Annotated in this window: 21 protein-coding genes and 1 pseudogene; 14 read left to right on the forward strand and 8 right to left on the reverse strand. The window is 58.1% G+C overall.

What is annotated here, in order from left to right; genetic code table 11:
- Positions 1-11 precede the first annotated feature (11 nt).
- Positions 12-1,115, forward strand: coding sequence for a glycosyltransferase family 4 protein (locus tag ASD01_RS07360; RefSeq protein WP_060643782.1), 1,104 nt, complete (start codon positions 12-14; stop codon positions 1,113-1,115).
- 38 nt (positions 1,116-1,153) lie between these two features.
- On the opposite strand, the gene ASD01_RS07365 is transcribed toward ASD01_RS07360, so the two are convergent.
- Entirely contained in the window at positions 1,154-2,791 is a 1,638-nt protein-coding gene (locus ASD01_RS07365; protein WP_060643783.1) for a glycosyltransferase family 39 protein, read from the reverse strand.
- Positions 2,792-3,195: 404 nt separating this feature from the next.
- On the opposite strand from ASD01_RS07365, the gene rfbF reads away from it, so the two are divergent.
- The 13 genes from rfbF (at position 3,196) to ASD01_RS07430 (ending at position 18,714) form a co-directional block, all read left to right on the forward strand.
- On the forward strand, positions 3,196-4,020 hold the full coding sequence (gene rfbF / locus ASD01_RS07370; protein WP_060529417.1) for a glucose-1-phosphate cytidylyltransferase: 825 nt from the start codon (positions 3,196-3,198) through the stop codon (positions 4,018-4,020).
- 3 nt (positions 4,021-4,023) lie between these two features.
- Complete coding sequence (gene rfbG, locus ASD01_RS07375) at positions 4,024-5,181, forward strand: CDP-glucose 4,6-dehydratase (protein ID WP_060643784.1); 1,158 nt, start codon at positions 4,024-4,026, stop codon at positions 5,179-5,181.
- Positions 5,171-6,421, forward strand: coding sequence for a DegT/DnrJ/EryC1/StrS family aminotransferase (locus ASD01_RS07380; RefSeq protein ID WP_060643785.1), 1,251 nt, complete (start codon positions 5,171-5,173; stop codon positions 6,419-6,421). The genes rfbG and ASD01_RS07380 overlap by 11 nt, the downstream gene beginning before the upstream one ends.
- A 2-nt stretch (positions 6,422-6,423) precedes the next feature.
- Positions 6,424-7,647 carry a class I SAM-dependent methyltransferase gene (locus tag ASD01_RS07385; RefSeq protein WP_060529419.1) on the forward strand — a complete coding sequence of 408 codons (1,224 nt, stop codon included), beginning with the start codon at positions 6,424-6,426 and terminating at the stop codon, positions 7,645-7,647.
- An 84-nt stretch (positions 7,648-7,731) separates the two neighbouring features.
- The gene (locus ASD01_RS07390; RefSeq protein WP_060529420.1) at positions 7,732-8,730 is read left to right on the forward strand and encodes an NAD-dependent epimerase/dehydratase family protein; all 999 of its coding nucleotides are present in this window, start codon (positions 7,732-7,734) and stop codon (positions 8,728-8,730) included.
- Positions 8,727-9,740 carry a glycosyltransferase family 2 protein gene (locus tag ASD01_RS07395; RefSeq protein WP_060529421.1) on the forward strand — a complete coding sequence of 338 codons (1,014 nt, stop codon included), beginning with the start codon at positions 8,727-8,729 and terminating at the stop codon, positions 9,738-9,740. The genes ASD01_RS07390 and ASD01_RS07395 overlap by 4 nt, the downstream gene beginning before the upstream one ends.
- On the forward strand, positions 9,712-10,134 hold the full coding sequence (locus ASD01_RS07400) for a GtrA family protein (RefSeq protein ID WP_060529422.1): 423 nt from the start codon (positions 9,712-9,714) through the stop codon (positions 10,132-10,134). Before ASD01_RS07395 ends, ASD01_RS07400 begins: the two co-directional genes overlap by 29 nt.
- 277 nt (positions 10,135-10,411) lie before the next feature.
- The gene (gene cysD / locus ASD01_RS07405; RefSeq protein ID WP_060529423.1) at positions 10,412-11,311 is read left to right on the forward strand and encodes a sulfate adenylyltransferase subunit CysD; all 900 of its coding nucleotides are present in this window, start codon (positions 10,412-10,414) and stop codon (positions 11,309-11,311) included.
- Positions 11,311-13,209, forward strand: a complete 1,899-nt coding sequence (gene cysN / locus ASD01_RS07410; protein WP_060529424.1) for a sulfate adenylyltransferase subunit CysN — start codon at positions 11,311-11,313, stop codon at positions 13,207-13,209. The genes cysD and cysN overlap by 1 nt, the downstream gene beginning before the upstream one ends.
- A gap of 55 nt (positions 13,210-13,264) precedes the next feature.
- Positions 13,265-14,104 (forward strand): 3'(2'),5'-bisphosphate nucleotidase CysQ, encoded by an 840-nt coding sequence (gene cysQ, locus ASD01_RS07415; RefSeq protein WP_063979500.1) that lies wholly within the window; start codon positions 13,265-13,267, stop codon positions 14,102-14,104.
- Positions 14,105-14,170: 66 nt separating this feature from the next.
- Positions 14,171-15,118, forward strand: a complete 948-nt coding sequence (locus ASD01_RS07420; protein ID WP_060643786.1) for a sulfotransferase family protein — start codon at positions 14,171-14,173, stop codon at positions 15,116-15,118.
- Positions 15,119-15,267: 149 nt separating this feature from the next.
- Complete coding sequence (locus ASD01_RS07425) at positions 15,268-16,632, forward strand: O-antigen ligase family protein (RefSeq protein ID WP_060643787.1); 1,365 nt, start codon at positions 15,268-15,270, stop codon at positions 16,630-16,632.
- A gap of 99 nt (positions 16,633-16,731) precedes the next feature.
- On the forward strand, positions 16,732-18,714 hold the full coding sequence (locus ASD01_RS07430) for a GumC family protein (RefSeq protein WP_060643788.1): 1,983 nt from the start codon (positions 16,732-16,734) through the stop codon (positions 18,712-18,714).
- A 398-nt stretch (positions 18,715-19,112) separates the two neighbouring features.
- Here the strand turns inward: ASD01_RS07430 and ASD01_RS37525 are convergent.
- From ASD01_RS37525 to ASD01_RS07460, 7 genes and pseudogenes are all read right to left on the reverse strand, one after another.
- Positions 19,113-19,207, reverse strand: a pseudogene (locus ASD01_RS37525) (DUF6429 family protein); the annotation flags it as partial.
- Positions 19,208-19,297: 90 nt separating this feature from the next.
- Positions 19,298-20,752 (reverse strand): hypothetical protein, encoded by a 1,455-nt coding sequence (locus ASD01_RS07435; protein ID WP_060643789.1) that lies wholly within the window; start codon positions 20,750-20,752, stop codon positions 19,298-19,300.
- Positions 20,753-20,848: 96 nt separating this feature from the next.
- On the reverse strand, positions 20,849-21,772 hold the full coding sequence (locus tag ASD01_RS07440) for a sulfotransferase family protein (protein ID WP_060529429.1): 924 nt from the start codon (positions 21,770-21,772) through the stop codon (positions 20,849-20,851).
- Between the two features lie 83 nt (positions 21,773-21,855).
- Complete coding sequence (locus ASD01_RS07445) at positions 21,856-23,070, reverse strand: glycosyltransferase family 4 protein (RefSeq protein ID WP_156623628.1); 1,215 nt, start codon at positions 23,068-23,070, stop codon at positions 21,856-21,858.
- Between the two features lie 195 nt (positions 23,071-23,265).
- A complete protein-coding gene (locus ASD01_RS07450; protein WP_200954144.1) occupies positions 23,266-23,895 on the reverse strand; it encodes a sugar transferase in 630 nt (209 codons plus the stop codon).
- Between the two features lie 39 nt (positions 23,896-23,934).
- Positions 23,935-25,143 (reverse strand): DegT/DnrJ/EryC1/StrS family aminotransferase, encoded by a 1,209-nt coding sequence (locus ASD01_RS07455; protein ID WP_060529431.1) that lies wholly within the window; start codon positions 25,141-25,143, stop codon positions 23,935-23,937.
- Between the two features lie 37 nt (positions 25,144-25,180).
- On the reverse strand, positions 25,181-25,864 hold the full coding sequence (locus tag ASD01_RS07460) for a PIG-L deacetylase family protein (RefSeq protein ID WP_060529432.1): 684 nt from the start codon (positions 25,862-25,864) through the stop codon (positions 25,181-25,183).
- Positions 25,865-25,909: the final 45 nt, after the last annotated feature.

Raw genomic sequence — 25,909 nt, forward strand, 5'->3', positions numbered from 1 at the left:
CATTGCGAATTGTGTTTGTGCTTTCGGGGCTTGGTGCGGGCGGCGCTGAAAAGGTCGTCAACATTCTTGCGCGCCATCGCTCTGCCCGCGGTGACGACGTGCACGTGCTCGCGCTCAATGCTGAAACCCCGGAGACCTACTTTGCCTATGACAGGTCCGTCCGTGTGGAAGCGCTCGGCGGCGGCTCGTCGGTGCCTGTCTTCAGGACGGCCGAGCGTGTCGCCCGATTGCGCGCGCGCCTGCGCGCCCTGTCACCCGACCTCGTCATTTCTTTTCTTACGAAGGTCAACATCATGGTCGTACTTGCCAGCCGCGGCCTCCGCCTGCGGCTCGTCCTTTCTGAGCGAAACAACTTTAAAACGCAGGACATGAACAAGCTGTGGCGATTGGCGCGGCCGCTGGCGGCTCGCCTGGCGGAGCGGCTGGTGATGCAGACGACGGAAGCGGTCAATTCGCTGCCGCCGGCCCTCAAATCCAAGGCGGTGATCATCCCCAACCCGATCACGCTTCAGCATGTGCGTGACAAACAGTCAGGTACCAACACCCGGGTGCTAGCCGTCGGCCGCCTTGACAGGCAGAAGGGCTTCGATCTGCTGATAGACGCCTTTGCCGATATCGCGGGGCGCACGCCGAACGTGACGTTGACCATCTACGGCGAAGGCCCGGAACGGCCCGTGCTCGAGGAACAGGTCCGACGCCTCGGCCTTTCGAACCGCGTTCGTATGCCGGGCACGACCAAATCACCGGTCGAATGGATCAACGCCGGCGATATCTTCGTCCTCAGTTCGCGCTTCGAAGGCTTCCCAAATGTGCTGCTGGAGGCGATGTCCGCGGGCCTTGCCAGCATTGCGTTTGATTGTCCCTGGGGGCCGTCGGAAATCATCGACACGCCGGCGGTTGGCATGCTCGTTCCGAAGGAAGACACTCGCCGGCTGGCAGACGCGATAGCCCGCCTGGCGGCCGACGCGATACTCCGGCACCAGATCGGCGCCATGGGCGCACGCGCGGTTGCCGCGCGCTACGCCATCCAGTCGGTCCTTCAGCAATGGGACAATGTCATTGCAGCGCCTGAAGAGACCCAGACGCTTTACCCGGCAGCGCGCGTCTCGACCTGATACGGCACCGCCTTAAGAAGGCGAGGCCGGATCCCCGATCACGATCCGGGCGTCGTTGCTGGCTTCAGATAGAGGGTCGGAACCCCATATCTGTCCTTAAAGCCGAGAGAGGCGGACTGCACGTAGCCGTGGCTTTCCGCAAAGGCACGCATCGGCTTTTCCAATTCTTCTTCAAAGCCAAGTAGAAACGCTGCCGGCGGGTCTTTCTCGAACAGAGCTTCAATCGTCGATGGCGATGTCATCTTATAGTACTTCGCCAGCTCGGGGCTCGTCATGTCGGCGGTGCGGTAGGCAAACGGCCCAGTCGCCAACTCGGCATAGACATCGAGGCCGCCTTCCATCGGATAGATAGGCGCGAGCGTCGCAACCTTGCCGGTGACGCCGGCAGCCTGCATCCTCTCAGCAATCGTCACTCCTGCCTCATGCACGCGCATTGTCGTCCACTGCTGCGGATGGGTCGCGTTGCCGAGGTATTGACCAAGGCGCGGCGCGTTGACCGCAAGGACGACAAGTACGGCCGAGAGCAGGATTGGCCGCACCATGGGGAGCGCGCGCGGCCCGAGTGCCTCGAGCAAGAGACCGAATGCCAGCGGAAGGCAGACGAGCGGTGGTGCAAAATACTGCGGGAACCCGGGCGTTGGAACGAAGCTCAGCACAATGCTGCAGAAGAGCACGCCCGCAAGCACCAGCAACTCCCCCATGCGCAGCTTTGGTTCGGCTGTCACATTGTCGGGGCGCCGGGCAAGAACGATGAACGCGATGGCGACGAGCGCCGCAAGCGCCACGGCCACGGCCGGCGCAAGCCATATATCCTGCGCCATGACCAGCTTCTGGGCGAGCGACATCGCACCGCCCTCCCCGTCGCCGCTCATCAGCCGCCAATACTGCGGATGCGGACCGGTATGGTAGCGCACCACATGCGCCAGGAAGAGCTGGGGATCCCTGACGAGATAGAAAAGGATCGGCGCCCCGCCGACAAGTCCGCCGACCAAAAGCGGCGTCGCGACCTTTACGATACGATCCTTCAGCGCCAGCGATCGCGGCAAAAGGAATGCGGTCACGGCCACGGCCGGGATGAAGGCGATGGCGCTCAGCTTGAAACACACGGCCAAAGCCAGCAGAAACCCGGCCAGCGCCACCAACAACGAACGGCGCTGTTCATTACGCAGGGCGAGAAGAAAAAGACTGAGGCCGAGAAAGGCCAGCGGCCACGGCAGAAAATTGTTGGTGGCGGTAACACCCGTCTGCGTCAGGAACAACTCGTTCACCAGCGACAGGATGCCGACACAGACAGTTGCCCAAGCCGAGCGCGTCAACACGTACACCACGCCACCGACAGCAACAGTCAGGAGGACCCAGGCTAGGAAAACACCGAGGCGACCGCTTAAGAGCAGGTCGCTCGACCCGGTCAGCTTGCTGATGCCGTAGAAGTACCACGCGGAGGCCGGCGGATGATTGTAGAAGAAGTCGGCGTAGAGCGCATTTTCGCTCAAGAGCCTGGCCGGCGGGACATAGAGCTGCTCGTCTCGCCGTAAGTCGAAATTCATGATCCGAAGAAACAGAAAATAGAAAACGAACAGGAAGAACAGGGCCACGGCAACTTGATAGAAAATCCCGACTGATTTTCCTTCCACCGAGTCCTGCCTTTCGGAAGAAACACTTACTGGATAGGTCATTCAAAAACTCCGAACAAACTTAGACGAAGTATAAAACACAGGCTCGCGACGGGAACGATGCAGTCGCACATGGCTTCAAATGCATCACACAGGATCGTAATGCGCAGCGACGCATGGCCTAGCGGGACAACCCCGACAAGCGTGCAAGGATAAACCTGACACATAAAAAGGCTTGCGGCCAAGCAGAATATAAGGTATTTCTTGTATATTAGTTACTTAACATAACGGAAACCCTGGGACTTATCCAGACATATTCCGTAGCCCGCAGGTAACCTCCTGCCTTTATTGTCGTGCATTTTTATCAGTTATTGAAAACACTCAAGTCGCGCATTGGATCGCGATTGCTCATGAATAAAACCTGAGACGTCAAACACTATCCCAAACATATATTCTTGGAGACCGCTATGAAAGTCGTTCTCTTTGCGGGAGGGCTTGGCTCGCGCCTGGCCGAGGAAACCACGCGTATTCCCAAGCCAATGGTCGAGGTTGGTGGCAAGCCCATCATTCTTCACGTCATGGATATTTACAGCCACTGGGGGCACCGCGACTTCGTCGTTGCCGGCGGCTATAAATGCATGTCTATCAAAAGCTTCTTCCATAACTTCCATCTGTCGACCGCGGACTTTACCGTCGCGCTGGGAAGCGGCTCAATGGTGCTGCACCCCAATCATCCGCTCGACTGGAATGTCTCTGTGGTGGACACGGGCCTGTCGACGATGACCGGAGGGCGGCTCCTTCGACTGCGCGAATGGCTCGACAACGAGCCCTTCATGGTGACCTATTCGGACGGCGTGGGAAACATCGACATCGAGGCCCTACTGGCGTTTCACCGCTCGCACGGGCGCCTTGCAACGGTCACCGCCGTGCAGCCGCCGGCCCGCTTCGGCAACCTCGAGATCGAGGGCGACCAGGTCGTCGAGTTCACCGAGAAGGTGCAGAAGAAGGAAACCTGGATCAACGGCGGCTTCTTCGTCTTTGAACCCGGCGTCCTCGACTACATCCCGAGCCTTTCCGAACCGCTCGAAATGTCGCCGCTGACCAATCTCGCCAGGGACGGTCAGCTGTTTGCCTACAAGCATCACGGCTTCTGGCATCCGATGGATACGATCCGCGATCGCGATTACCTGAACGGGCTTTGCGAAAGCGAAGATCCTCCGTGGCTGCACTTTGAACGCGATCATCTGGCCGCGGCGACAGCCGCACCCTCCACCCATCACGTACGGATGTAGGACATGGCTTTGATCACCAGCGAGGTTGACCTTGCCGAGGCGATCCGTGGTCGAAAGATCCTGATCACGGGACACACCGGCTTCAAGGGAGGCTGGCTCTCGCTCTGGCTAAGGCGACTGGGTGCATCGGTTGTCGGCCTCTCGCTGCCACCGTCGATACCGTCCTTCTACCTGGCGACCGACCTTGGCGACTTCGTCGACGGCCGTGAGGGCGACATCCAGTCTGCCGCCGACGTGGCGCGGGCAATCGACGGACAGGATTTCGATCTCGTCATTCACATGGCCGCGCAGGCCGTCGTGCGGGCGTCGTTCGAGAACCCGGTCGACACCTATGCGACCAATGTCGTCGGCACCGCCATCGTGCTCGATGCGGCAAGGCGCATGAAGTCGCTGAAGGGCGTGATCGTTGTCACTAGCGACAAGTGCTACGAGAACCGCGAATGGGTCTGGGGCTATCGGGAAAACGACCCGATGGGCGGGCGCGATCCCTACAGCTCATCGAAGGGCTGCGCTGAACTCGTCGCATCGGCCTATCGATCATCGTTCTTCAACGATCCCAAAGGCCCACAACTCGTCAGCGTGCGCGCCGGCAACGTCATCGGCGGTGGCGACTGGGGCGCTGACAGGCTCGTGCCCGATCTGGTCCGGTCGGTGGAAGGCGGCAGCCCCGCGCGGCTGCGCAATCCGTCGAGCGTCCGGCCATGGCAGCACGTCTTCGAGCCGCTTCGCGGTTACATGATGCTGGCGGCGCACCTGCTTCACGGCAGAACAAGCTTTGCCGGGGGCTGGAACTTTGGCCCCGACCAGGAAGCGACCGTCAATGTCGGAACGCTTGCCGACATGGTCGTCGACCAATGGGGCGATGCACCACCGAAATACATCGTCGAGCCTCGGGTGGATGCGCCGGCGGAATCGACCATCCTGCGCCTCGACAGCACCAAGGCCCGCACGGAACTAGGCTGGAAGCCGGTGCTGCGCCTGCGCGACACCGTGGCCATGACCGTCGCCTGGTACCGCAAGTACAGGGAGGATCCGAGAAACATCCGGTCGTTCTCGGAGCATCAGATCGAGCAATACGCCGCCGCCTGGAAACAGGAAGCCGAACACGAACCAAAACCATTGCCATTGCGCGACATCGGAGATTGGAAAGATGCGAGTTAATTACGGACAGTCCGTTTACGGTCAGGAAGAGATCGATGCCGTCGTGGCAGTCCTGCGCTCATCGACACAGATGGGCACGGCCGTCAGGACAATGCAGGAACGTGTCGCGATGCTCTTTGCGAAACGGCATGGCATCATGGTGAACTCCGGTTCGTCCGCGAACCATCTCGCCATCGAAATCGCCGACCTTCCGAAGGGATCCGAGGTCATCACGCCCGCATTGACCTTTGCGACGACCGTTGCCCCGATCGTGCGCGCCGGTCTTATCCCGGCATTCGTCGACGTCGTCGAAGGCACCTACAATATCGACGTCGATGCGATCGAGCGGATGATTACCAGGAAAACGAAGGCGGTGATGATCCCGTCTCTGATCGGCAACCTGCCCGATTGGGATCGCATTCGCGCCATCGCAGACGCGCACAAACTGCTGGTGATCGAAGACAGCGCCGACACGTTGGGCGCGACGATCAGGGACACCAGCACCGGCGCACGGTCCGACATTAGCACGACCAGCTTCTACGGCTCGCATGTCATCACCGCGGCGGGCAACGGCGGTATGGTTTGCGTCAACGACGACGAACTGGCGCGAAAGGCGATGCTCTATCGCTCCTGGGGCCGCACATCCTCGCTCTTTGTCGAATCCGAGACCATCGAGAACCGGTTCAACATCGACCTCGACGGCTTCGATTACGATGCGAAGTTCGTGTTCGAAGTGTTGGGCTTCAACATCGAACCGTCCGAAATGGGCGCAGCGTTCGGGCTTGTCCAGCTCGATCGGCTGCAGCAGAACATCGATGCGCGCGAGCGCAACTTCGCCAAGCAGCGCGCCTTCTTCGAGACCTACGAGGACTGGTTCGTCCTGCCGGAGCAACTGCCGCTTTCGCGAACCGGATGGCTGGCGTTCCCGATGACCGTGCGTGCCGATGCGCCGTTCACCCGCCGGGAGATGCAGATCTTCCTCGAACAGCGCGACATCCAGACCCGTCCGGTGTTTACCGGAAACATCCTGCGCCAACCGGCGATGATTGGCGTTCATAGCAAGGTCGAGCCGCGCGGCTATCCGGTCGCCGACGACGTGATGCGTGGCGGCATCCTGCTCGCCTGCCACCATGGCCTGACGCAGGCGCACCTGGACCATATCCACCAGTCGTTCCGCGATTTCGCCACGCAATTCGCGAGCTCGGGCGCCAGCAAGCGCCGCCAGCAGCAAGCAGCCTCCTTTGAGCAACCTGGAGCTTGAAAATGACACGCCTTATGAGATGCCGCGCCTGCCTTGCAGCCGACCCGCTGACGTTTCTCTGCATGGGCGATCACCCGCCGGCAAACAGCTTTGTGCGCCCGGAAGATGTGCCCGAGAAACAGCCCATGTATCCGCTAGACTCGCAGGCCTGCCTGACCTGCGGACTGATCCAGGTTTCCGACCAGGTTCCCGACGGATTCTTTGAGCACTATCTCTACGTCCCATCGAGCGCCACATCCATGCATGACCATTTTGCAGGGCTGGCCGGGATCTTGAAGAAGGCCGCCGGCGATGGGCTGATCGTCGACATCGGCTGCAATGACGGCCTCCTGCTTTCGGCGTGCAATAAGGCGGGCGGAAAGACGCTCGGCGTCGACCCGGCGGCAAACCTGGCCGAGATCGCCCGCTCGCGCGGTGTCAACGTCGACGTCGGCTACTTTACCCACAGCGGAACGGCCCGACTGATCAGTGAGTACGGTTCGGCAAAAGCGATCGTCACCACGAACACGTTCAATCATATCGGCGATCTTCATGACTTCATGGCTGGCGTCAAGGGCTGGCTGGCCGACGATGGTGTCTTCGTCATCGAAGTGCCCTGGGCGAAAAATCTTCTCGAAAACAACGAGTTCGACACGATCTATCATGAGCATGTATCCGAATTCAGCCTCCTCTCGCTCGTCAAGCTCGGCGAGTACTTCGATCTCGACGTCGTCGATGTTCATCGTCTCGGCGTGCATGGAGGCTCGATGCGGGTTTTCCTCAAACACGCTGCCACGGCCACGCCCCCGACGGCGATCGTCAGCGAGATGCTTGCGGAAGAGCTCGATGCAGGGATGCTCGAGGCGGATACCTATCTTGCCTTTGCCGAGCGCATCCGAAGGATCGGCGTCGATCTCATCGCCATGCTGGACCAGCTTAAGAAAGACGGCGTCACCGTCGCAGGCTACGGCGCCCCGGCCAAGGGAAACACCTTGCTCAACTATTTCGGCATCGGTCCGGATAGACTCGATTATCTCGTCGACCGCAACACACTGAAGCAGGGCCTATATTCGCCGGGCATGAAGATCCCAATCCGCTCTCCCGAGATATTGAAGGAGAACGCGCCGGACGTGTTGCTGGTGCTCGCCTGGAATTTCTTCGACGAGATCCGGTTGCAGCAGACGGACTTCGCCGCCCATGGCGGCCGGTTCCTCGTGCCGCTGCCCTATCCGACTATAGTCAACTAAACGTTCGCAACCGGTGTGCCCGTGCCGTCGGGCGCGGGCACACCGATCGCTCCAATCCGATCAGGCGCAGATAGGAAAAGGCGCATGTCGAGAGTACTGATCACCGGCGCGGCTGGTTTCATCGGCTCGCATATGGCGCGGGGCTCGCGGGATGCCGGCCACGAAGTTCACGTCGTGGTGCGGCCGGGTTCGGACGACAGCCGACTCGATGGCCTCGAAGCTTCGATCATCCGGCACGACTTCGACCTTCAGTCCGAAGACGCGATGAAGCGCTGCCTCTCGGAGGTGACGCCGGACATGGTCTTCCATCTCGCCGCCAAACCGAGGCGGCGCGAGGAAGCGGAACTCGCCGATGTAAAGGCCGGGACCAGCGAACATCTCAGCGCCCTGTTGAACTTGCTTGGCGCTGCAAGCAGCGTCGCTCGTCCGCCACAGAAGATCATCAGGACCGGATCCATCGCCGAGTATGGTATCGCAGCCACGCCCTATGACGAAGATGTCAGGGAAATGCCGGTCACGGCCTATGGCGCAGAGCTTGCCGCTGCGACCCATCTGGTCGGCGGGCTGCAGCGGCGCCTGCCCTTCCCCGTCATCACCGCCCGTTTGGCACTGGTCTACGGTCCTACGCAATCGACCGAATTCATGGTCCCCCTGTTCATCGAGCGCTGCCTCGCCGGTCAGCCTTGCATCGTTCACCAACCGGACGACCGCCGTGACCTGCTGCATGTTGGCGACGTCGTCGACGCCCTGCTGCGCATTGCCGACGCTCCGATCAGCACGCGTATCGTCAACATTGCAAGCGGCATCGCTCCGACCATGCGCGAGGTCGCAGCGCTGATCGTCGAGCGGACCGGCGCCGATCCCAACCTCATCGAACTCCGGGAGGGAAGGCCGTCGACGGGCAGGCGGGAATTGCGGGCTTCGGTCGCGCGCGCCAAGGACCTCTTCGGCTGGAGCGCGCGCATCCCGCTGCCGCAGGGGATTTCCCGTACCGTCGAATGGCAGAGGCAAGCGGTCGCGCCGCCCAGCGCAAGCAGTGCCGCGACAGCAAAAGACGGCCTAAAGGTGGTGGCCTCGCAATGAACAAGAGACCGAAAATCTCGATCCTGGTGCCTGCCTTCAACGAAGAGGCCAATGTCCGACGCGCTCATGAGGCAATCGTCGACGTGTTCCAAAGGTTGCCGGGATACGACCGCGAGGTGATCTTCACCGACAACCACTCCACCGACCGGACCTTCGATATTCTTTCGGAGATCTCGCGCGAGGACCCGACGGTCAAGGTCATCCGCTTCAGCCGCAACGTTGGCTATCAGAGGTCGCTGCTGGTCGCATATAAGAATGCGACAGGGGATTGCTCTGTTCAGATCGACTGCGATCTCCAGGACCCTCCGGACCTCATTCCGGGCATGGTCGACCTGTGGCTTCAGGGACATCAGGTGGTCTATGGCATCCGCCGGACCTTGAAGGACGGGTGGTTGACGACGCGCATTCGTCGCGCATTCTACTGGTGCATCAATGCGCTCAGCGAAGACGACCTGCCGCTCAATGCCGGCGAATTCCGGCTCGTCGATCGGCGCATTCTCGACGAGTTGCGCAAGGTCGACGATACGTCTCCTTATCTGCGCGGACTGATCAGCGCGATGGGATTTAAGCAGGTCGGCTTCGAATACGACCGCCAGGCCCGTGTTGCCGGCGAGAGCAAGTTTCCCTTCCGTGCCATGCTGTCGCTCGCGGTCGACGGCATACTAAATCATTCGCTGACACCGTTGAGGCTCGCCTCAGTGGCGAGCCTCGTCATGGGCACGGCCACGCTGCTGATGCTTCTCGGCTATCTCATCGGCAAGCTTCTCTTCGGCCAGGATTGGCCGGCGGGCTTTGCGACGACGACGATCCTGCTGCTGATTTCGATCACCCTGAATGCGATCTTCCTCGGCATCATGGGCGAATATGTGGGTCGCATCTTCATGCAGTCGAAACATCGCCCCACACCGATCATCGAGGCCTCGTTGAACGCTGAAATACATCGTCAGCCGCCGACGGCCGTACCGGAATGGAGGCGCGCGAATGTCGCGACCGACAGCCAACGGCAGTGAGAGGGGCCCTCGCGCTCACGCAACGCTGGCACGCTTCGCAGCCGTCGGGGCCGTGACGACGCTGCTCGATCTGGCGTTGTTCAACACCCTCTTTTTCCTGGGTGCACCGCCTTCGCCCTCCAACCTGCTATCCTATTCCTGCGGCATTGCGCTCAGCTACGTCCTTAACCGCACGTTTACCTTCCGTGCTGCCCATAACTACGTGCAGGCGGTAAAATTCGTTGTCGCGACGCTGGCCGGCCTTGCAATCTCGACAGTATTTGTCGCCAGCCTGGCAATGCTCATTCCTGCCCCCATAGCCAAGTTTGTCAGTATCCCCGTCGTCTTCTTGTGGAACTACCTGACGGCGCGGCTGTGGGTATTTCGTCATGCATCGGGGGAAGTCGCACCCTAGCCCGGCATGAACCGATTGTCGTCAAATAAAGCCACGGCGATATTTACTATATACGAAATTTAGAATATAAAGAGTGCTGGTAGTAAACAAGCTTTTCTGCGGTGCAGCGAAAAGATAGTCTGCAAACGAAATATAAATATAATTACAATTTTGCGATTTTTTATTTCACAAATACAATCTTTATAATCTTCCGTATGCATGAACTTGGAAATACTAATAAGGGTAAAATAGTTAAATCGTAGAAGTTTTCGTAAATAAATTTCGGAGTAACAATTTCATGTCGCTAACTCATTTGCAGCGCCTTGAAGCAGAGGCGATTCACATAATCCGTGAAGTCGCGGCGACTTTCAGCAAGCCGGTCATGCTCTATTCGATCGGCAAGGATTCCTCTGTAATGCTGCATCTGGCGATGAAGGCATTCTATCCTGCAAAGCCGCCCTTTCCCTTCCTGCACGTCGATACGACCTGGAAGTTTCGCGAAATGATCGCGTTCCGCGATTGGATTGCAGCGGAGCTCGGCATCGACCTCATCGTTCACATCAATCGCGACGGCGTGGAGCGTGGCATTGGTCCTTTCAGCCATGGCTCAAACGTGCATACGCACGTGATGAAGACGCTGGCACTTCGTCAGGCACTCGACAAGTATGGCTTTGACGCCGCCTTCGGCGGAGCCCGGAGGGACGAAGAGAAAAGCCGCGCGAAAGAGCGCATCTTCTCCTTCCGCAACAGCCAACACGCGTGGGATCCCAAGAACCAGCGGCCGGAAATGTGGAGGAGCTATAACACCCGCATCGGACCGAACGAGTCTATCCGGGTCTTTCCCCTGTCGAACTGGACCGAGCTCGACATCTGGCAATACATCCTCAGGGAAAAGATCCCGATCGTTCCGCTTTATTTTGCGGCGCGGCGCCCGGTTGTCGAACGCGACGGAGCGCTCATCATGGTCGACGACGACCGCATGCCGCTGGGCGAGGGCGAGAAGATCGAACGGCGAACGGTTCGTTTCCGCACACTCGGTTGTTACCCGCTCACGGCAGCAATCGAATCGACCGCCGCAACCCTTGAGGACATCGTCGGCGAAATGTTGACCGCCCGGACATCGGAGCGGCAGGGCCGGCTGATCGATTCTGACGAAACAGCGTCGATGGAACGCAAAAAGCGGGAAGGATACTTCTGATGACAGCCTTCAGCGCACGCGCAACCCCCAACAATGTCGCCGAGTATCTGGCCAAGCAGGAGAAGAAGTCGCTCTTGCGTTTTATGACCTGCGGCTCGGTGGACGATGGCAAGTCGACGCTCATCGGGCGGCTGCTCTACGACAGCAAGTTGCTCTTCGACGATCAGCTCGCCGCACTCAAGCGTGATGCCCATGGCCGCGTCGCCAGCCGCATCGACATCGACTTTGCCTCTTTGATCGACGGGCTCGAGGCCGAGCAGGAGCAAGGCATCACCATCGACGTCGCCTATCGGTTCTTCGCCACGGCGCGGCGCAAATTCATCGTCGCCGATGCTCCCGGACATGAGGAATACACGCGCAACATGGTCACGGCCGCCTCGACGGCAACGTTGGCCGTCGTGCTCGTAGACAGCCGAAAGGGTATCCTACGCCAGACGCGCCGTCATTCTTTCATCGCCTCATTGCTCGGCGTCCGGCACATCGTGCTTGCCGTTAACAAGATGGACCTCATGGGCCACGATCAGCGGGTGTTCGAAACGATCGTGGCTGACTACACGGCATTCGCGCAAAATCTCGGCTTTGCGACAGTGACGGCCATCCCGATCTCGGCCCGCTTTGGCGACAACATGACGAGCCTGTCACCGAACATGCCCTGGTACAACGGCGTCACTCTGCTCAATCATCTCGAAACGGTTGCGATAGATGACGACGAGGGAGAAGAAGAAACGCCGTTTCGCTTTCCCGTACAGCTCGTTATGCGCCCCAATCTCGACTTCCGCGGCTTTGCCGGCCAGGTCGCATCAGGCAGCATCGATGTCGGCGATCCCATCGTGGTGGCGAAATCCGGCCAGTGCTCGAAGATAAAGGAGATCGTAACATATGACGGCAAGCTCGGGCGCGCCGTCGAAGGCCAATCCGTAACGCTCGTGCTGGAGGACGAACTAGAGGTCTCACGCGGCAACATGCTGGTGCGACCCGAGGAACGTCCCCACGTTGCCGATCAGTTTATGGCCCATGTCATTTGGCTACATCCGGACCCGATGCTTCCCGGGCGCAGCTACGTCCTGCGGACCGAAGTGGACAGCGTCAGTACGACAGTCACCAGCCTGAAGCACCAGATCGACGTCAACACGTTCGCCGAAGAAGCTGCGAAGTCGCTCGGCATGAACGAGATCGGCGTGTGCAATCTGTCAACCCAGACGCCGATCGTCTTCGACAGCTACCGGTCCAACAGGACCACGGGCAATTTCGTGCTGATCGATCGTTTCACCAATGCAACCGTCGGCGCCGGAATGATCGACTTTCCGCTTCGCCGTGCGCTAAACGTGCATTGGCAGGCACTGGATATCAACAAGCGCGCGCGTGCAGCCCTCAACGAACAGCAACCGCGCGTTCTCTGGTTCACGGGCTTTTCAGGCTCCGGCAAATCGACGATCGCCAACATCGTGGAAAAGATGCTGCACGCCAAGGGACAGCACACCTTCCTTCTCGACGGGGACAACGTGCGGCATGGCCTCAACCGCGACTTGGGCTTTACCGAAGAGGACCGCGTCGAGAACATTCGTCGCGTCGCCGAGGTCGCTAAGCTGATGACGGAAGCGGGCCTGATCGTGCTCGTCTCGTTCATTTCGCCCTTCCGCTCGGAACGGCGCATGGCGCGGGAGCTGTTCGAGCCCGGTGAATTCATCGAGATCTTTGTCGACACCCCCATCGAGGAATGTGCTCGACGCGACCCCAAGGGGCTCTACAAGAAGGCTCTCGCTGGCGAAATCAAGAATTTCACCGGCATCAGTTCGCCTTATGAGCGGCCGGAGGCACCGGAGATCCACCTTCAGACCCTCGGTCAAGACGTCGAGATACTGGCGGGAGAGATCGAGGTCTATCTGCAGCAACAATAACGTCGCCTCTCATGGCGCCGGGCGCGTGGCGAGAGAGAACAGTGGGAGGGCGGGAATGATCGATACGCTGACAGCAGCCGCCATTGAGGCGGGCAAGGCCATTCTCGACGTCTATAGTCGCGATTTTGATGTCGATGAAAAAGCCGATAGCTCTCCGGTTACCGAAGCCGATCGACGTGCCGAGGAGATCATCCTTGCCATACTGGGGCGTGCCTTTCCCGAAATTCCGGTCATCGCCGAAGAGTCCGTGGCCGCTGGCGAAGTGCCCGATATTGGCGGGCAGTTCTTTCTGGTCGATCCGCTTGATGGCACAAAGGAGTTCATCAATCGAAGGAGCGATTTTACCGTCAACATCGCACTGATCCGCGAAGGCGAGCCCGTGAGTGGAATCGTCTTCGCTCCGGCGCGCAAGGTCGGGTATACCGCCGAAGGCGGCAAGGCGACCAAATTCCATGTGGCCGATGACTTCGTCGTCACGGAGATCAAGGAGATCCGCTGCCGGGAAAGACCTGAAACTCTGACGGCTGTTGCAAGCCGTTCCCACGCCTGCAGCCAAACAACCGATTTCCTCAAGAAGAACGCGATCATCGACTGCACGTCTGTCGGGTCATCGTTGAAATTCTGCCTCGTCGCCGAAGGGCTGGCCGACGTATATCCGCGATTTGGCCGCACGATGGAGTGGGATACGGCGGCAGGTGACGCAGTATTGCGAGCGGCCGGCGGCCGCGTAACCACAATCGACGGTCAACCATTTCTTTACGGAAAGACACGCCAGCCCAACGATTGCGACTTTGCAAACCCCGGCTTCATCGTTTGGGGACATGATTGCCGTCCGTTCTTCGCGGAAGCAGATCGCCCCCCTCTGGGTGAAGGCCTGGCGGCAGTCGGATCCTAGAGGCGACCGCCGCAAACATGTTATCTGCTGCATTCATAACGTATCGGTTGAAGGAGACTGCCAGCCATGAGTGCGACCATTGATCTGTCGGTTTCGGACAGCACACCGAAAGATCCTGCCTCCGTCCGGCCGACTGACGCCGGCGGATCGGTCAAGGCCCGTAGCGTTGACTTTTCGTACATCGACTTTCTGATCATTGGCGCCACCAAGAGTGCGACCACCTGGCTCCAGCGATCGTTGCAGCAGGATCCCAGCGTCTACATGCCGGATCCTGAACTGCACTATTTCAGCCGAAACTACGACCGCGGTGACGATTGGTATCTGTCAAATTTCAATGGGCAAGGTCATAGGCAGTTGCGCGGCGAGAAGTCCAACTCGTATCTGGACGTGCCGCAGGCGGCGGAGCGCATAAAGGAAAAGATGCCACACGCTCGTCTGATCGCGCAATTGCGCAACCCGGTGGATCGCGCCTATTCTGACTATTGCATGCTCTATCGTCGCGCCGAAGTGGACCGCGATATCGCGAAGTACCTGGACCCAAGACAGGCGGCCGGTGGACGCTTCCTCAATGGCGGTCTCTATTTCGGGCAATTGCAAAACTATCTGGAAAGATATTCCAAGGAGAAGCTTCTTGTACTCTTTTACGAAGATCTGAAGACCGATGCTGGCGCGCAACTCAGTCGGGTCCGCAACTTCCTCAACCTTTCGAACGAACTGCCACCTTACCCGCTGACGCGGAAAGTCAAGGACAAGTCGGAGCCGGTCGTCAGCCCGCGCCTGCGCCGCATGTTGAACTCGTTGAAACCAATCGTCGCTCCGTTGCGGCAAACCAGGGGCTTTAAGAAGTTGCGCTCATTCATAGCGGGCGAAGTCCAGTATACGCCGCTGAGTGACGATTTACGCGAAAGAATGACTGAGTACTACGCCAGAGAGACGGAAAACCTAAGCGCGCTCGTGGGACGAGATTTGACAGGGTGGCTGAGAGGCGAAGCGATCAGACGTGACCACATATAACCGAACAACGCCGACGGTGACTGGTTGCTTTATGCGCCGTTTGCATTGGCGAAAAAAGAAGGATGCTGAGAGGATGGAACACTCGCAGAACTCATACAACTGCGTTGTCAATTGCATAGCTTCGCTGCATTTTCGCGAGTGAGGCGAGAATGACAGAATCCAATCATTGCACGGCGCCTCATCCCTGTTTCCCTAGACGCGCTCGTACCTTGGACATCCACCTGTCCGCGATCGAGCGCGGCGTCGTGTACTTGGCCGTCTTTCTTGCGCCTTATGCAACCTTACGGATTTCCGATCTCTTTTTTACTGTCAGCGACCTTTTGTTCTGCGTAAGCTTATTTTTGCTCATCATTCTGCGTAAGATCAGCAAAAGACCCCTCGACAATTTGACGGGTCCTTGGATTTTCGCGTTCATGCTTCTATTGATTGGGATGATGGTCGGCAGCTTGGTCCACGGTCGGCCCGATCGTGGAATAGTCGTTATGGCGCAGTATTTCTTCGCCTATCTTATCTTAATGCTCGTCCTCATCCGAAGTGACACTCGAGAAACCTACCGCCTAGCTGCAATCTTTCTTTTCAGCGTGCTGCTGATCGATCTTCATGGAATAATCACGTTCTACACCGTGGGTTACGTTCCCAGCGATGGAAAGGGAGTGGTAACTGGAGGAAAGCGCCTCGCGACCATGCTTCGAAATCCCAATCTTGCAGCTGCGATAAATGCGTTGACGCTTCCAATTCTTCTTTATTTCTGGTCTTCCGGACGCCTGAGGTATTGGATTGCCGTCCCGGCCGTTGTGCTCGTAGTCGGAACCGTTGTTTTGACAAGCTCCAACAGCGGTCTATTCGTAACTGCAATATCGCTAATTGTCTTTGTCGCGCTGATCTCGACTCGTCGGCTGGTTATGCGATTGTCGCTAACAACGGTCCTGGTCGTTGCGGCGCTAGCAATCTTCGGCAGTAAAGATATGTTGCCGCAAACATTTCAGAAGCGTGTGTTGGGCGCTCTTTCCTCAGGTGACATCGCCGAAGCGGGAACCTTCGCCTCAAGAGCTGAGCTTATGCAAGAAGCGCTTCAAATCGTTTCCGACGACAAGATCTGGTTGGTTGGCATTGGGGCGGATCAGTTCCGTGAGAGAAGCGTGCAGGATGCTCCTGTCCATAATCTTTACCTCCTTCTTTGGGCTGAGGGTGGTCTGGTTGCGCTCTTCGGCTGGTTGATGTTTGCCGCGGTAGGCTTCCTCCTATGGCTGGCAGTGAAGCGCGGGGGCGGAGATAAGTATGCCGCCGCCGCCGTGCTGACCACCATCGCTGCGCTGCTCACGATCGCTCTGTCCAACCCGCACATGTATGCAAGATATTGGACTATCCCGGTATTTTTAACATTTGGTCTGGCATTGGTGCGCCTTAAGCGCACCCATCCCCGGCCCGACAGGAGTATTTGGATGGCGACGGGCGAGACTGCTTTGACAAGCCCCGGCAGACAGCCTCAAGGTAAAGGGCTTCTTAATCCCTAACTCTTTCAAATACTTCTTTACCAAGAAGCATGTTAAGATCAAGGATTTCGTAGCCATACTTTTATCCATTAAATTGAGTTCATAAACGGAGTTGGGCCAATGACAACGTTCGTTCTTGATGACAGCGGAACTGGTCGCGCCCGCTATCGCGAAAGTGTGGAGTCTGCCATCCATCGAGACGGCCAAACTATGGGCATCTCTGATGCGCGGGCCCTGCTAAAACGACGCCGCTGGCTCATTGCCTCCGTCATAATCGGTTGCACGATGCTGGCAGCGATTGCGTCCTTTACTCTGCCGAAGAGTTACACGGCGAGCTCGCAGGTTGTCTTGGAGCGGAAGGATGTACGGCCATACGCGACAGATGCGGCCTTGACATCGATCGACCGTGACCGCTCGGCGGCGGAAACCGAAATGGACGTTCTACAATCGCGCCAGTTCGCTGGACGCATCGTTGATCGATTGAATCTCGTCAAGGACCCGAAATTCAATGCCTATGCCCTTTATAAGGAAAAGCCGCCGAGCACGAGCGAGCGGTTTCTCAGATCCCTCGAGAGCGCCACGGGCCTCGTTCTGCTTCCAACGGATGGCGCCAAGGTTGTTCCCGGTCTTAAAGAACAGCGCGATCGTGCTATATCTGCGCTGCTTTCTCAGTTCAATGTGAGCCGCACTGGGGAAAGCCTCGCCGTGCGCATTACGGTGGTCAATCCGGATCCAAAGCAGGCTGAAGAAATTGCAAACACCATCGCGTCTCTTTATGTGCAAACCTCGCTCGAATTTAAGCAGAACGAACGCATAGCAGATACGCAACGGGCCCTTAACACCGGAGGCGCTGTAGCATTCCTCCGCCAAAGCATGACGCAACCGCTTTTGATTACGCTGCGCAACGAAGAGGCCCGTTTGCAGCAAGAAAGGGCCGAACTTGCATCTAAGCTGGGAAAGAGCCATCCGCAAATGGTGGATGCGGACGCACGAATTGCGGGTGTCCGCACGATGATCGAAGACGAAGTCCAGCGGATTCTGTCGGACCTTGAAGCAGAATCGCTAAAGCCTAGTGCACGAATCGTGTCGATGGCTGAAACACCAAACTCACCGTCATTTCCTCGACCGGGCGTGATCATTCCAGCTGCACTAGTTGGCTCCACCCTTCTAAGCCTTTTGCTGGCGCTCTTGGTCGAAATCACGGATACCCGGATCCGCAGCGGACGACGCGTTGCGGAGCTCCTTGGGGCCCCCAACCTCGGCTATGTTCCAAAAGGATCGAAGCAACTATCGCAGGGTGTTCAGCGGCCTTCCTCAATTGCGGACTGGACCAGGTTCTCATCCGCGGAAGCAGAACGGTCCGTCTACATGACCTGCCGCTTTTCGGACGCAAAACAATCTCACCGCGTCCTGATGATGACTTCGTGCCACGATAACTCAGCCAACGCCTCGACGGCTTGGGGCGTCGCAACGGCGGCCGCCGCCGACGGCCGCTCCACCGCATTCTTGAATCTGGACTCGCGGCCGGACATCGGACCTCCACAAGGTACGGAGTCCTCTCTGCGACCGATCGAACGGTACCTCAGGAACGAAGCGTTGTTGTCGGAGGTTGTCCAGACCGTCTCGACCTTGCCTGGCTTTGGGTTCATCGATTTGACACCGTCAAGGGCGGGTCCAGTCAGATCTTTGGACTCGAACAAGCTCCGCGACCTGATAGCAGATCTCAAACAGAACGGTTTTGACCTGATCATAATTCATGCCCCACCGGCGCTAACGTCTGGCGATGCCAATTGGCTCTCTCCCTTCGTCGATGGTGTCGTCTTGATGTTGAGCTGGGGCGAAACGACTGAACAGCAGCTACTGGATGCCGTGGTCCAACTGCGCTTGAATCATGCCCAATTGATCGGAACGGTTATCCATCAAGTGGATCCCCGGATTCACCTCAGCCATCAGTACGGGGGGGTGGTGCTGACATCCAACCGTGTCCCCGCTGCTCGAAACTGGAGACCAACGCCAGTACGCAAATGGACCGGAAACCCACTCCCACCGCAGGCAGCGTTCAAACCTTCTCCCGAACAGAGACAGGCCCCAATCGATGCTTGACGCTTCGGCTGAGGAATATCGAGCGCGAACAACAATCGGAGTTGATTTCAACCCGGTGAGGGAGTGCCCATACGTTCATCACATCGCGGGATAAAACGGCATGGCCATGATTCAACGTACTCATCCGAGGTGGGCCGCCTTGTCAGAGGTGTCGGATTTGGCACTGACTGTCCTTATTGACGTCAATAAGGATAGTGCGGAATGGAACGGCTTGAGATTATCGATAGCGGCCGGCGGCGACGCTTCAGCGACGACGCAACATCCAGTTGCCACGCTCGTGCGAGCCGGCGCCATTCATATAACTGCGAACCTCTCGGCGACAATCTGCAGTTCGTCTCTGTGAGCTATTCGGAACCCGGCTTGTGTGCGACGACGGCGCGGCGACCTGGGATATCGAGTGCCCAGTCGAAGCCCGCCCAGGCCCAACGCTCGTTATGCAGCGTCAGCCATAACAGCGCCAAAACGGCATGGTCGATCTTGTGTCCTCATCGATCTCCCTGAACCGACGTTACCACGCGCGGCGCTCAAAATCATGCGGCCCCCTCGGATGGATACGATCCAATTCGGGAAAGTTATTCGGAAATCAATCCTTTGGAGACTCCAGATCGCCGGCTAGGTAATGAAGAAACTCCTCCAAATTTGTCCATCCGTCGCCATCGGCATCCTGTTTGCCGTCCTCGGTCACGGATGGATTTAGCTGGTTTGCAATCTCCCAGTCATCAGCGATGCCGTCCCTGTCGTTATCGTCGTAAGGCACGCCCGCTGCAAGTTCCGGCCAGCCGCCGACGTCGCTTGGGTCTGTCTCCAGCAGATGCCCCTCCCGCTTGCGGACCTGTTCAATGATACGCTGATCAACGGCGTCGCGTCGTGGTTTCGTTGCGCCGGCGTTTTCAAGAACCTCGTCATAAGCTGTCGACGATGGGGAGGCGCGAACAGGAGGCGCATTAAATGGTTTGGTTGCTACGTTCCCCCTGTGCTGCTCCGCAATTACGAGATTTTCGGGTTGTCCGGCATCTACGCGGTAAGGCTCGTCATAGTTATCCTTCAGGTAAATCGAGTGCCCAAGGCCACTTTCGTCAAAGAGATGCACCATGTGGTCATCTCTTAATTTTCTTCCGCCGATCTTGTAGTTGCCGACAACATTGGCCCGTGTTCGAGCCCACTCGTCGCCAAAACTCACGACATACTGCCATTCTGGCGAATAAAACACGTTGTTCACCACATCCGCCACAGCACCGGGAATTTTCATCTTTATCTGCGGATTCCTGAATTTGCCAAAGGCGAAAAGAGTGTGATGTACGGTGACATTGCCCCCCTTGGTGAACAGCATATTCCGAGCCCGGTTCTCTTTCTGCGGGCCTCCTTGCAACAGTGGCTCGCTCGCAATTCCCCACTGCCACGTGAAGTTGGTGGCGTCTTCTGAATCGACTATCTCATCCGAACCCCAACTTACCGAGATATGGTCGAGCATAATGTTCTTTGCCCCCTCTGAATACATTCCGAGCGCTCCTGAGCAGCAGGAATAGACCGCGTGGGGACCGGGTCGTAGGCGAAGGTGCCTGATGATCACATCATTCGTCAGAATTTCAATCGAGGGCCGGATTTGTTTCTCGCCGTTGCGCACGGCAATCCCGCCTCCTGGCGCCGTCTCTCCAGCGATTGTCAGGAAGGGGTTGCGAACGACCAGCGATTTCCGCCGCAGGGTGATCGTCCCACCGGTTCGAAAAATGCAGGTGCGCGGACCGACGGCATCTATACACTCCCGCAGAGAGCCCGGCCCCGCCTCCTCGGTGTTCGTTACGAATATCGCCCGGCCGCCTCGTCCTCCAACGGCGCCCGCACCGAAACCTTCAGCCGTTGGAAAGGCGCGCTGGCGACTATCTGACAGCTTGGGCGGCAATGGCTCACGCATCGCGCTACTTTCCTGGGCCATTGCCGCTGGTGGCAGACCCCACGATGCGACAAAGATGCCAACATACAAGAGCCACTCAGTGAACCTAAAACGAAACTCGCCAAAATCGCCTGCCAGCCTTTTCATCAAAAAATATCCATGGACCGTTACAACATAGAATCTGATGCCGGCAGGCCCTCTACGTCGACGAATCGCTGGACCTCGGGCACCCGTAGACCTTGCTTAAAGATATCCGTACCGCTTCAGCATCCACCCACCCAAACGTTGAAACGAGAGCTGTTGACCGACAGGCATCCGTGTTCTCCAAGACTCATCTTTTTGCAAAGTAATGCCTGCATTCATCCGCAATCGATTCCCGGCAACCTGATGCTCCGGATCCAAAGGCTCTCCGGCTCCAAGGGATAATCCAATCTGGTGCAAATCCAGGTCGAGAAATGATCCAATTTGCTGCATCACGGCAGCAGGGTTTGATGCAAAGTCCTCATATCTCACGCGCAGAATTCGCTCGGTACCAAGCTTGCGGGACAAATACTCGACCGCCAGGTTGACCACGCTCCATCGCAGCGCCGTCCTGAGAACCGATTTGGCACGGATTTCCTTCTGAAACCCGGACTTTGCATCTCGACCGTAGCTTCTCGACAATGACCAAGCGACACCACGCCCATCACGCACAAGGTGAATAACGCGCATGTCAATCCCAGGTATTTGCGCGAGCGCCATCGCTCTACCCGGCAGCTTCGAAGAATCTACGATCAATTTCTGGCTGGAACACGACGCCATTATTTCAAACAAGCGCTTAGTTCGAACCGAATATTGCTCGAATGATCTGCCCAGGCCGATGTTGCAGACTAGTTTTATCAGAACCGAAAGCCCCTCGAACTTTTTCTGAAGGGCGCGGTATTCGGCCAACATCCTGGTATCGTCATCGTCCGACCATTCCTGGCAGACCGCGCTCCAGAAAGAGCAATCGCAAATGGGATTTCCGCAAGCACAATACTCGTTGTGAGCCCAAACATGCCGTGTCAGTGCCGATATTTCGCCCGCACCGACAATATCCTCATGTTGTCCAAGCGCTATATCGAGTATTGTTGATCCGCTGCGGCCATAGCCGGCAATATAAACAACGCGAATTGGTTGAGTTCCCATAGATGGAAGCCTTCCTTTAACGAGGCTCTCACTTTATCGTCGTGAGCTGGACCAGATACGTTGCATAGCCACGTGTACCACAATTAATGATTATGCAGTAGTGTGCAATACAATTGACTTATGCCATCTATGTGAGTTTTCTTGCTATATTTGTTCAAAGAAGATGTTCTTGCTTTGGCGCTGATCTCGCGCCAATGCTCTTTGTCCAGCAACAGGCGTTCCATCGGCACAACGAACGCCTTGGGATTTTCCGGCTCTACCAGATAACCGGTGAAGCCATCTTCAATCGCCTCCGGATTTCCTCCATGATCAGTCGCGATTACGGGGGTTTCCAGCAGCATGGCTTCGATCAGTGTCCGCCCGAAAGGCTCGTTCACAGCCGGCACCAGCAGCGCGTCCAAGGCGCTCATACAGGGCGCGACCGGGGTCCTAAAACCCATCAAATGGATTCGGTCAGAGATACCAAGCGCGTGCGCGCGTTGACGAACCCTCTCGTCCATATCAGGGTGTTCGGGTAAAGCGCCTCCGAAAAGCAGGCCGGCAAGCGGGAAGTCTGGATGACGCTCTAGGAAGGCATGCACTGCTTCCACGAAACGAACGGGCCGTTTGCGATCCACCAACCCACCGACATATCCGACGAAGCGGGTCTCCGGAGCGAGGTGGAGTTCGTCGATGAAACCCTTCCGGCAGACCTCTCTATCCGGTAAGGTCGGAGGGTGCTCAAACGGACTGTGCAGCACGGTAAACTTGTGCGCGACGGGAAGTAGCGGTTTCGCAGGCTGAACAAACCTTGAGACGCCCACGATATGATTGGCCAGAAGTGGCGCGACGGTCCTGACGCCCTGGGCCTTCGGATCTCCGCGGTGATGCCACACGAGTTTGCTGCCGGAAAGCCTTGTTGCCAGCGCCCAGGTCGCGTGCATCTGGCCGTCATTGGTGTGCACGATGTCTATCGAGTTGGCACGCAAGAACCGAACAAGAAGCGCGGTGGTGCGAACTAGCGCCCTCGCGCCCGCCAAACCGGCCGCCAGGCCCCCGCCTCTTGCGGTCGGCAAAAGACTGACATCTGGCGCCAAGATCGGCGAAAGCCCGCACTTCCTCAAGTATTCCTCAAGAACGAGACCGCTTCGGTGAACCACGACAATCGGCTCGAATTTCTCCCTGTCGAGCCCAGCGATTAGACCTACAGCAGAAATATGGCTCCCCCCCAATTTGTCACCGCCAAAAGGAAAAGCGATTATAATCTTGCGGGAGGAATTATTGGAACTTTGCGCTGACACCTTCATTTGGACACGCACGACGCCCTCCCCTCAACAAATAATAAACTAAATATCTTATAAAATATACTACAGATATTATGACACTTATCGTCAATCAGCAAATGAATTAAACAGGTTCTCATCCGAATACATTCTCTGAACCATCGCCCGGCGTTAACTTGCAAAACGGCGACCTTCTGCTTGCCTCAACAACGTCTTCCGCATCGAATGCCGCTACACTTTAGGTGTACTCTGTCGTGCGGCCCACAATCGTCGCTCGCTGATCCGATCGCCCAAAACCATTACCAGAACCGTTTCAACAGTGATCTTGAGGTCAAGCCAGAAGGATCGGTTGGCAATGTACCAGAGATCGAGATCGAGCTTGTCGTCGTTCGAAAGAATGGCATTGCCGCTGATCTGGGCCCAGCCGGTGAGCCCCGGACGGACGCTGCAGCGACGAACCCCGCGCTCACCCAGCGCATCGATCGTCTCCGGAAGAATCGGCCGCGGGCCGATGAGACTCATATCGCCGATCAGGATGTTCCAGAACTCGGGCAACTCGTCCAGACGCGTCCGGCGAAGCAGAAGCCCGAACCGCCCTGTGCGCTCGGCGTCGCTGAGGAGACGCCCTTCGGCGTCCCGTGCATCCGACATCGACCGAAACTTCATCATGCGAAACGGGCGCCGGTCGAGCCCCGCCCGGGTCTGGTAAAACAACACGGGCCGCCCGAGCCAGATGGCGACCGCAATCCCGACCACCAGCATGATCGGCAGGCTCAATAGGCCCGCGATCAACGCAAAGACGATGTCAAAGCACCGCTTCATCTGCAACTCCCATGCACGGGTCGGCACATAGCCGGGCAACCGCGTCCCGGCTACTCGACCTTTTCCGAAATCGCGGCTTTATGCCCGCGCTTCCATTTTAATCACCAGCGCGCGTTGACCTAGAGCGGGAAGAGACGCTTCGGTGACGACGGCATGCAAAATGCGGGCGGCCTTAGTCATCGCCTCTTCGCTCTGCGCCGGATCAACGAGAAGCGCGATACTGGTTTCGCCCAGCCGGCGTGCGACCGGGAGCCGCTCGGAGGGCGAAAGCCCAAGATCGGTAAAGCACTTCTCCCGGTAGACCTCCGAGCAGCTTCCGGAAAAACACGGCACGCCCGCCGTATTCATCGCCGCGACGATCCAGTCGCGGTCGTGTCCGGGCTTCAATGCCTCCGGGCGAACGAAAGCGTAGTAGCGGTAATAGGCGTGGTGATATCCCTTCGGCAACGTCGGCACGCGCAACGCTACAAGCTCTAGGGCCACCTCGTCGAGGATCGCAGCGTTGCGAGACCTTGTCGCGTGCCATCCCGGAAGGCGCACCAATTGCCTCGAGCCGAGAACGGCCGAAAGCGATGTCATCCGCCAGTTCGTGCCGATCGTTTCATGCAGCCAGCGGAAACCCGGCGGGTGCTCTCTGAGGAATGCTGCGTCATAGGATTTGCCGTGGTCCTTACGGCTCCAGGCCTTCTTCCATAGTGCCTCGTCGTCAAGAGCGATGAGGCCACCCTCGCCGCCGGTCGTGATGATCTTGTCCTGGCAAAAGGAGAATGCGGCGATATCGCCGAAACTTCCGACCGGCTTGCCGTCAATCTCCGCTCCGTGGGCCTGCGCGCAATCCTCGATCACCCATAGTCCCGCCTGTCTGGCAAGGGCCATGATTTCCGGCATGTCGCAGGGAAACCCGGCCAGGTGGACCGCGATGATGCCCTTTGTCCGGCTGGTGATCTTCGGTGCGATCGTTGCGGCGCTGATGTTCTGGCTATTCTCGTCGACATCGGCAAAGACGGGAACGCCGCCGCAAAACGAAACACACGACGCTGAGGCGACGAAGCTGCGCGGTGTCACGATCACCTCGTCGCCGGATTCGAGACCGAGCGCGAAAAGCGCCAGCTCCAGCGCAAGTGTACCGTTTGCAAGCGCGATGGCGTGCTTGCGCCCAAGTGCACGGGCATAGGCTTCCTCGAAGGCTGCGACGTGCGGCCCGGTCCAGGCATTCACCTTGCCCGACCTCAGGACCGCGGCAACATCCGCAATCTGTTCCTCGTCATATACCGGCCACGTCGCCACAGCTTGCTCCCTCGCTCGACTGAAAACTCCGGAAATATCAGATGACCTGCCGCACCATCACGAAGGCCTCGGCGGCCGATTTCAGCACGGTTGCGCCGCGCAATGTGGCGAGCGCGTTCAAGGTCTCGAGGCTGCGCTCATGCGGCGGCGCCCGAACCTGGGACTTGAACGCCTTCATCGCCGCAAGCTTTCGAGCGATATGGTCGCTGATGTCGACAAACACATTCGGTGCGAAGCCCGGCGTCACATAAGGCGCGTTCCAGTTGGTTTCCGACAGCGTCTCGTAAGCCAGGATCACCTTGGGATAACCGGGCTGATGCGGCCTTGAGGCCACCATCGACGACAGGAAGATCAATTGATGATCGACATGCATGTCACCGACAAAGGGGATGATCAGCGTCTGCGGCGCGATGGAGCGCACCAGCTCAAACAGCGCGGCGTTAAGAGCCGAATGGGAGGTTTCGGAAAGGGCTGCGGCGGGAAAGCCCAGCCAGCGCGTTTCCTTGACCCCGAGAATCCGATGCGCCTCATGGGCTTCGGCCTGAACGGCTTCCACCGAGGCGCGATCATAGGCCGGTGGTTTTCCCTCCGTGACAACAGCCACGAAGACGTCGCTTCCTTGCGCCGCCAGCCGCGCCATCGTTCCGCCGGCGCCCAGAACCTCGTCGTCGGGATGCGGTGCGATGACTAGCGTTCGTCCGAGCGTCTCCATCAGGCTCATCTTACGGCCTTGGTCGTCACAGCGCTCAGGTGTGACTTCGCCACC

Origin of the sequence: Ensifer sp. Root423 (genome assembly GCF_001426275.1) — a bacterium.
In the GTDB taxonomy this organism is placed as follows: Bacteria; Pseudomonadota; Alphaproteobacteria; order Rhizobiales; family Rhizobiaceae; genus Ensifer; species Ensifer adhaerens.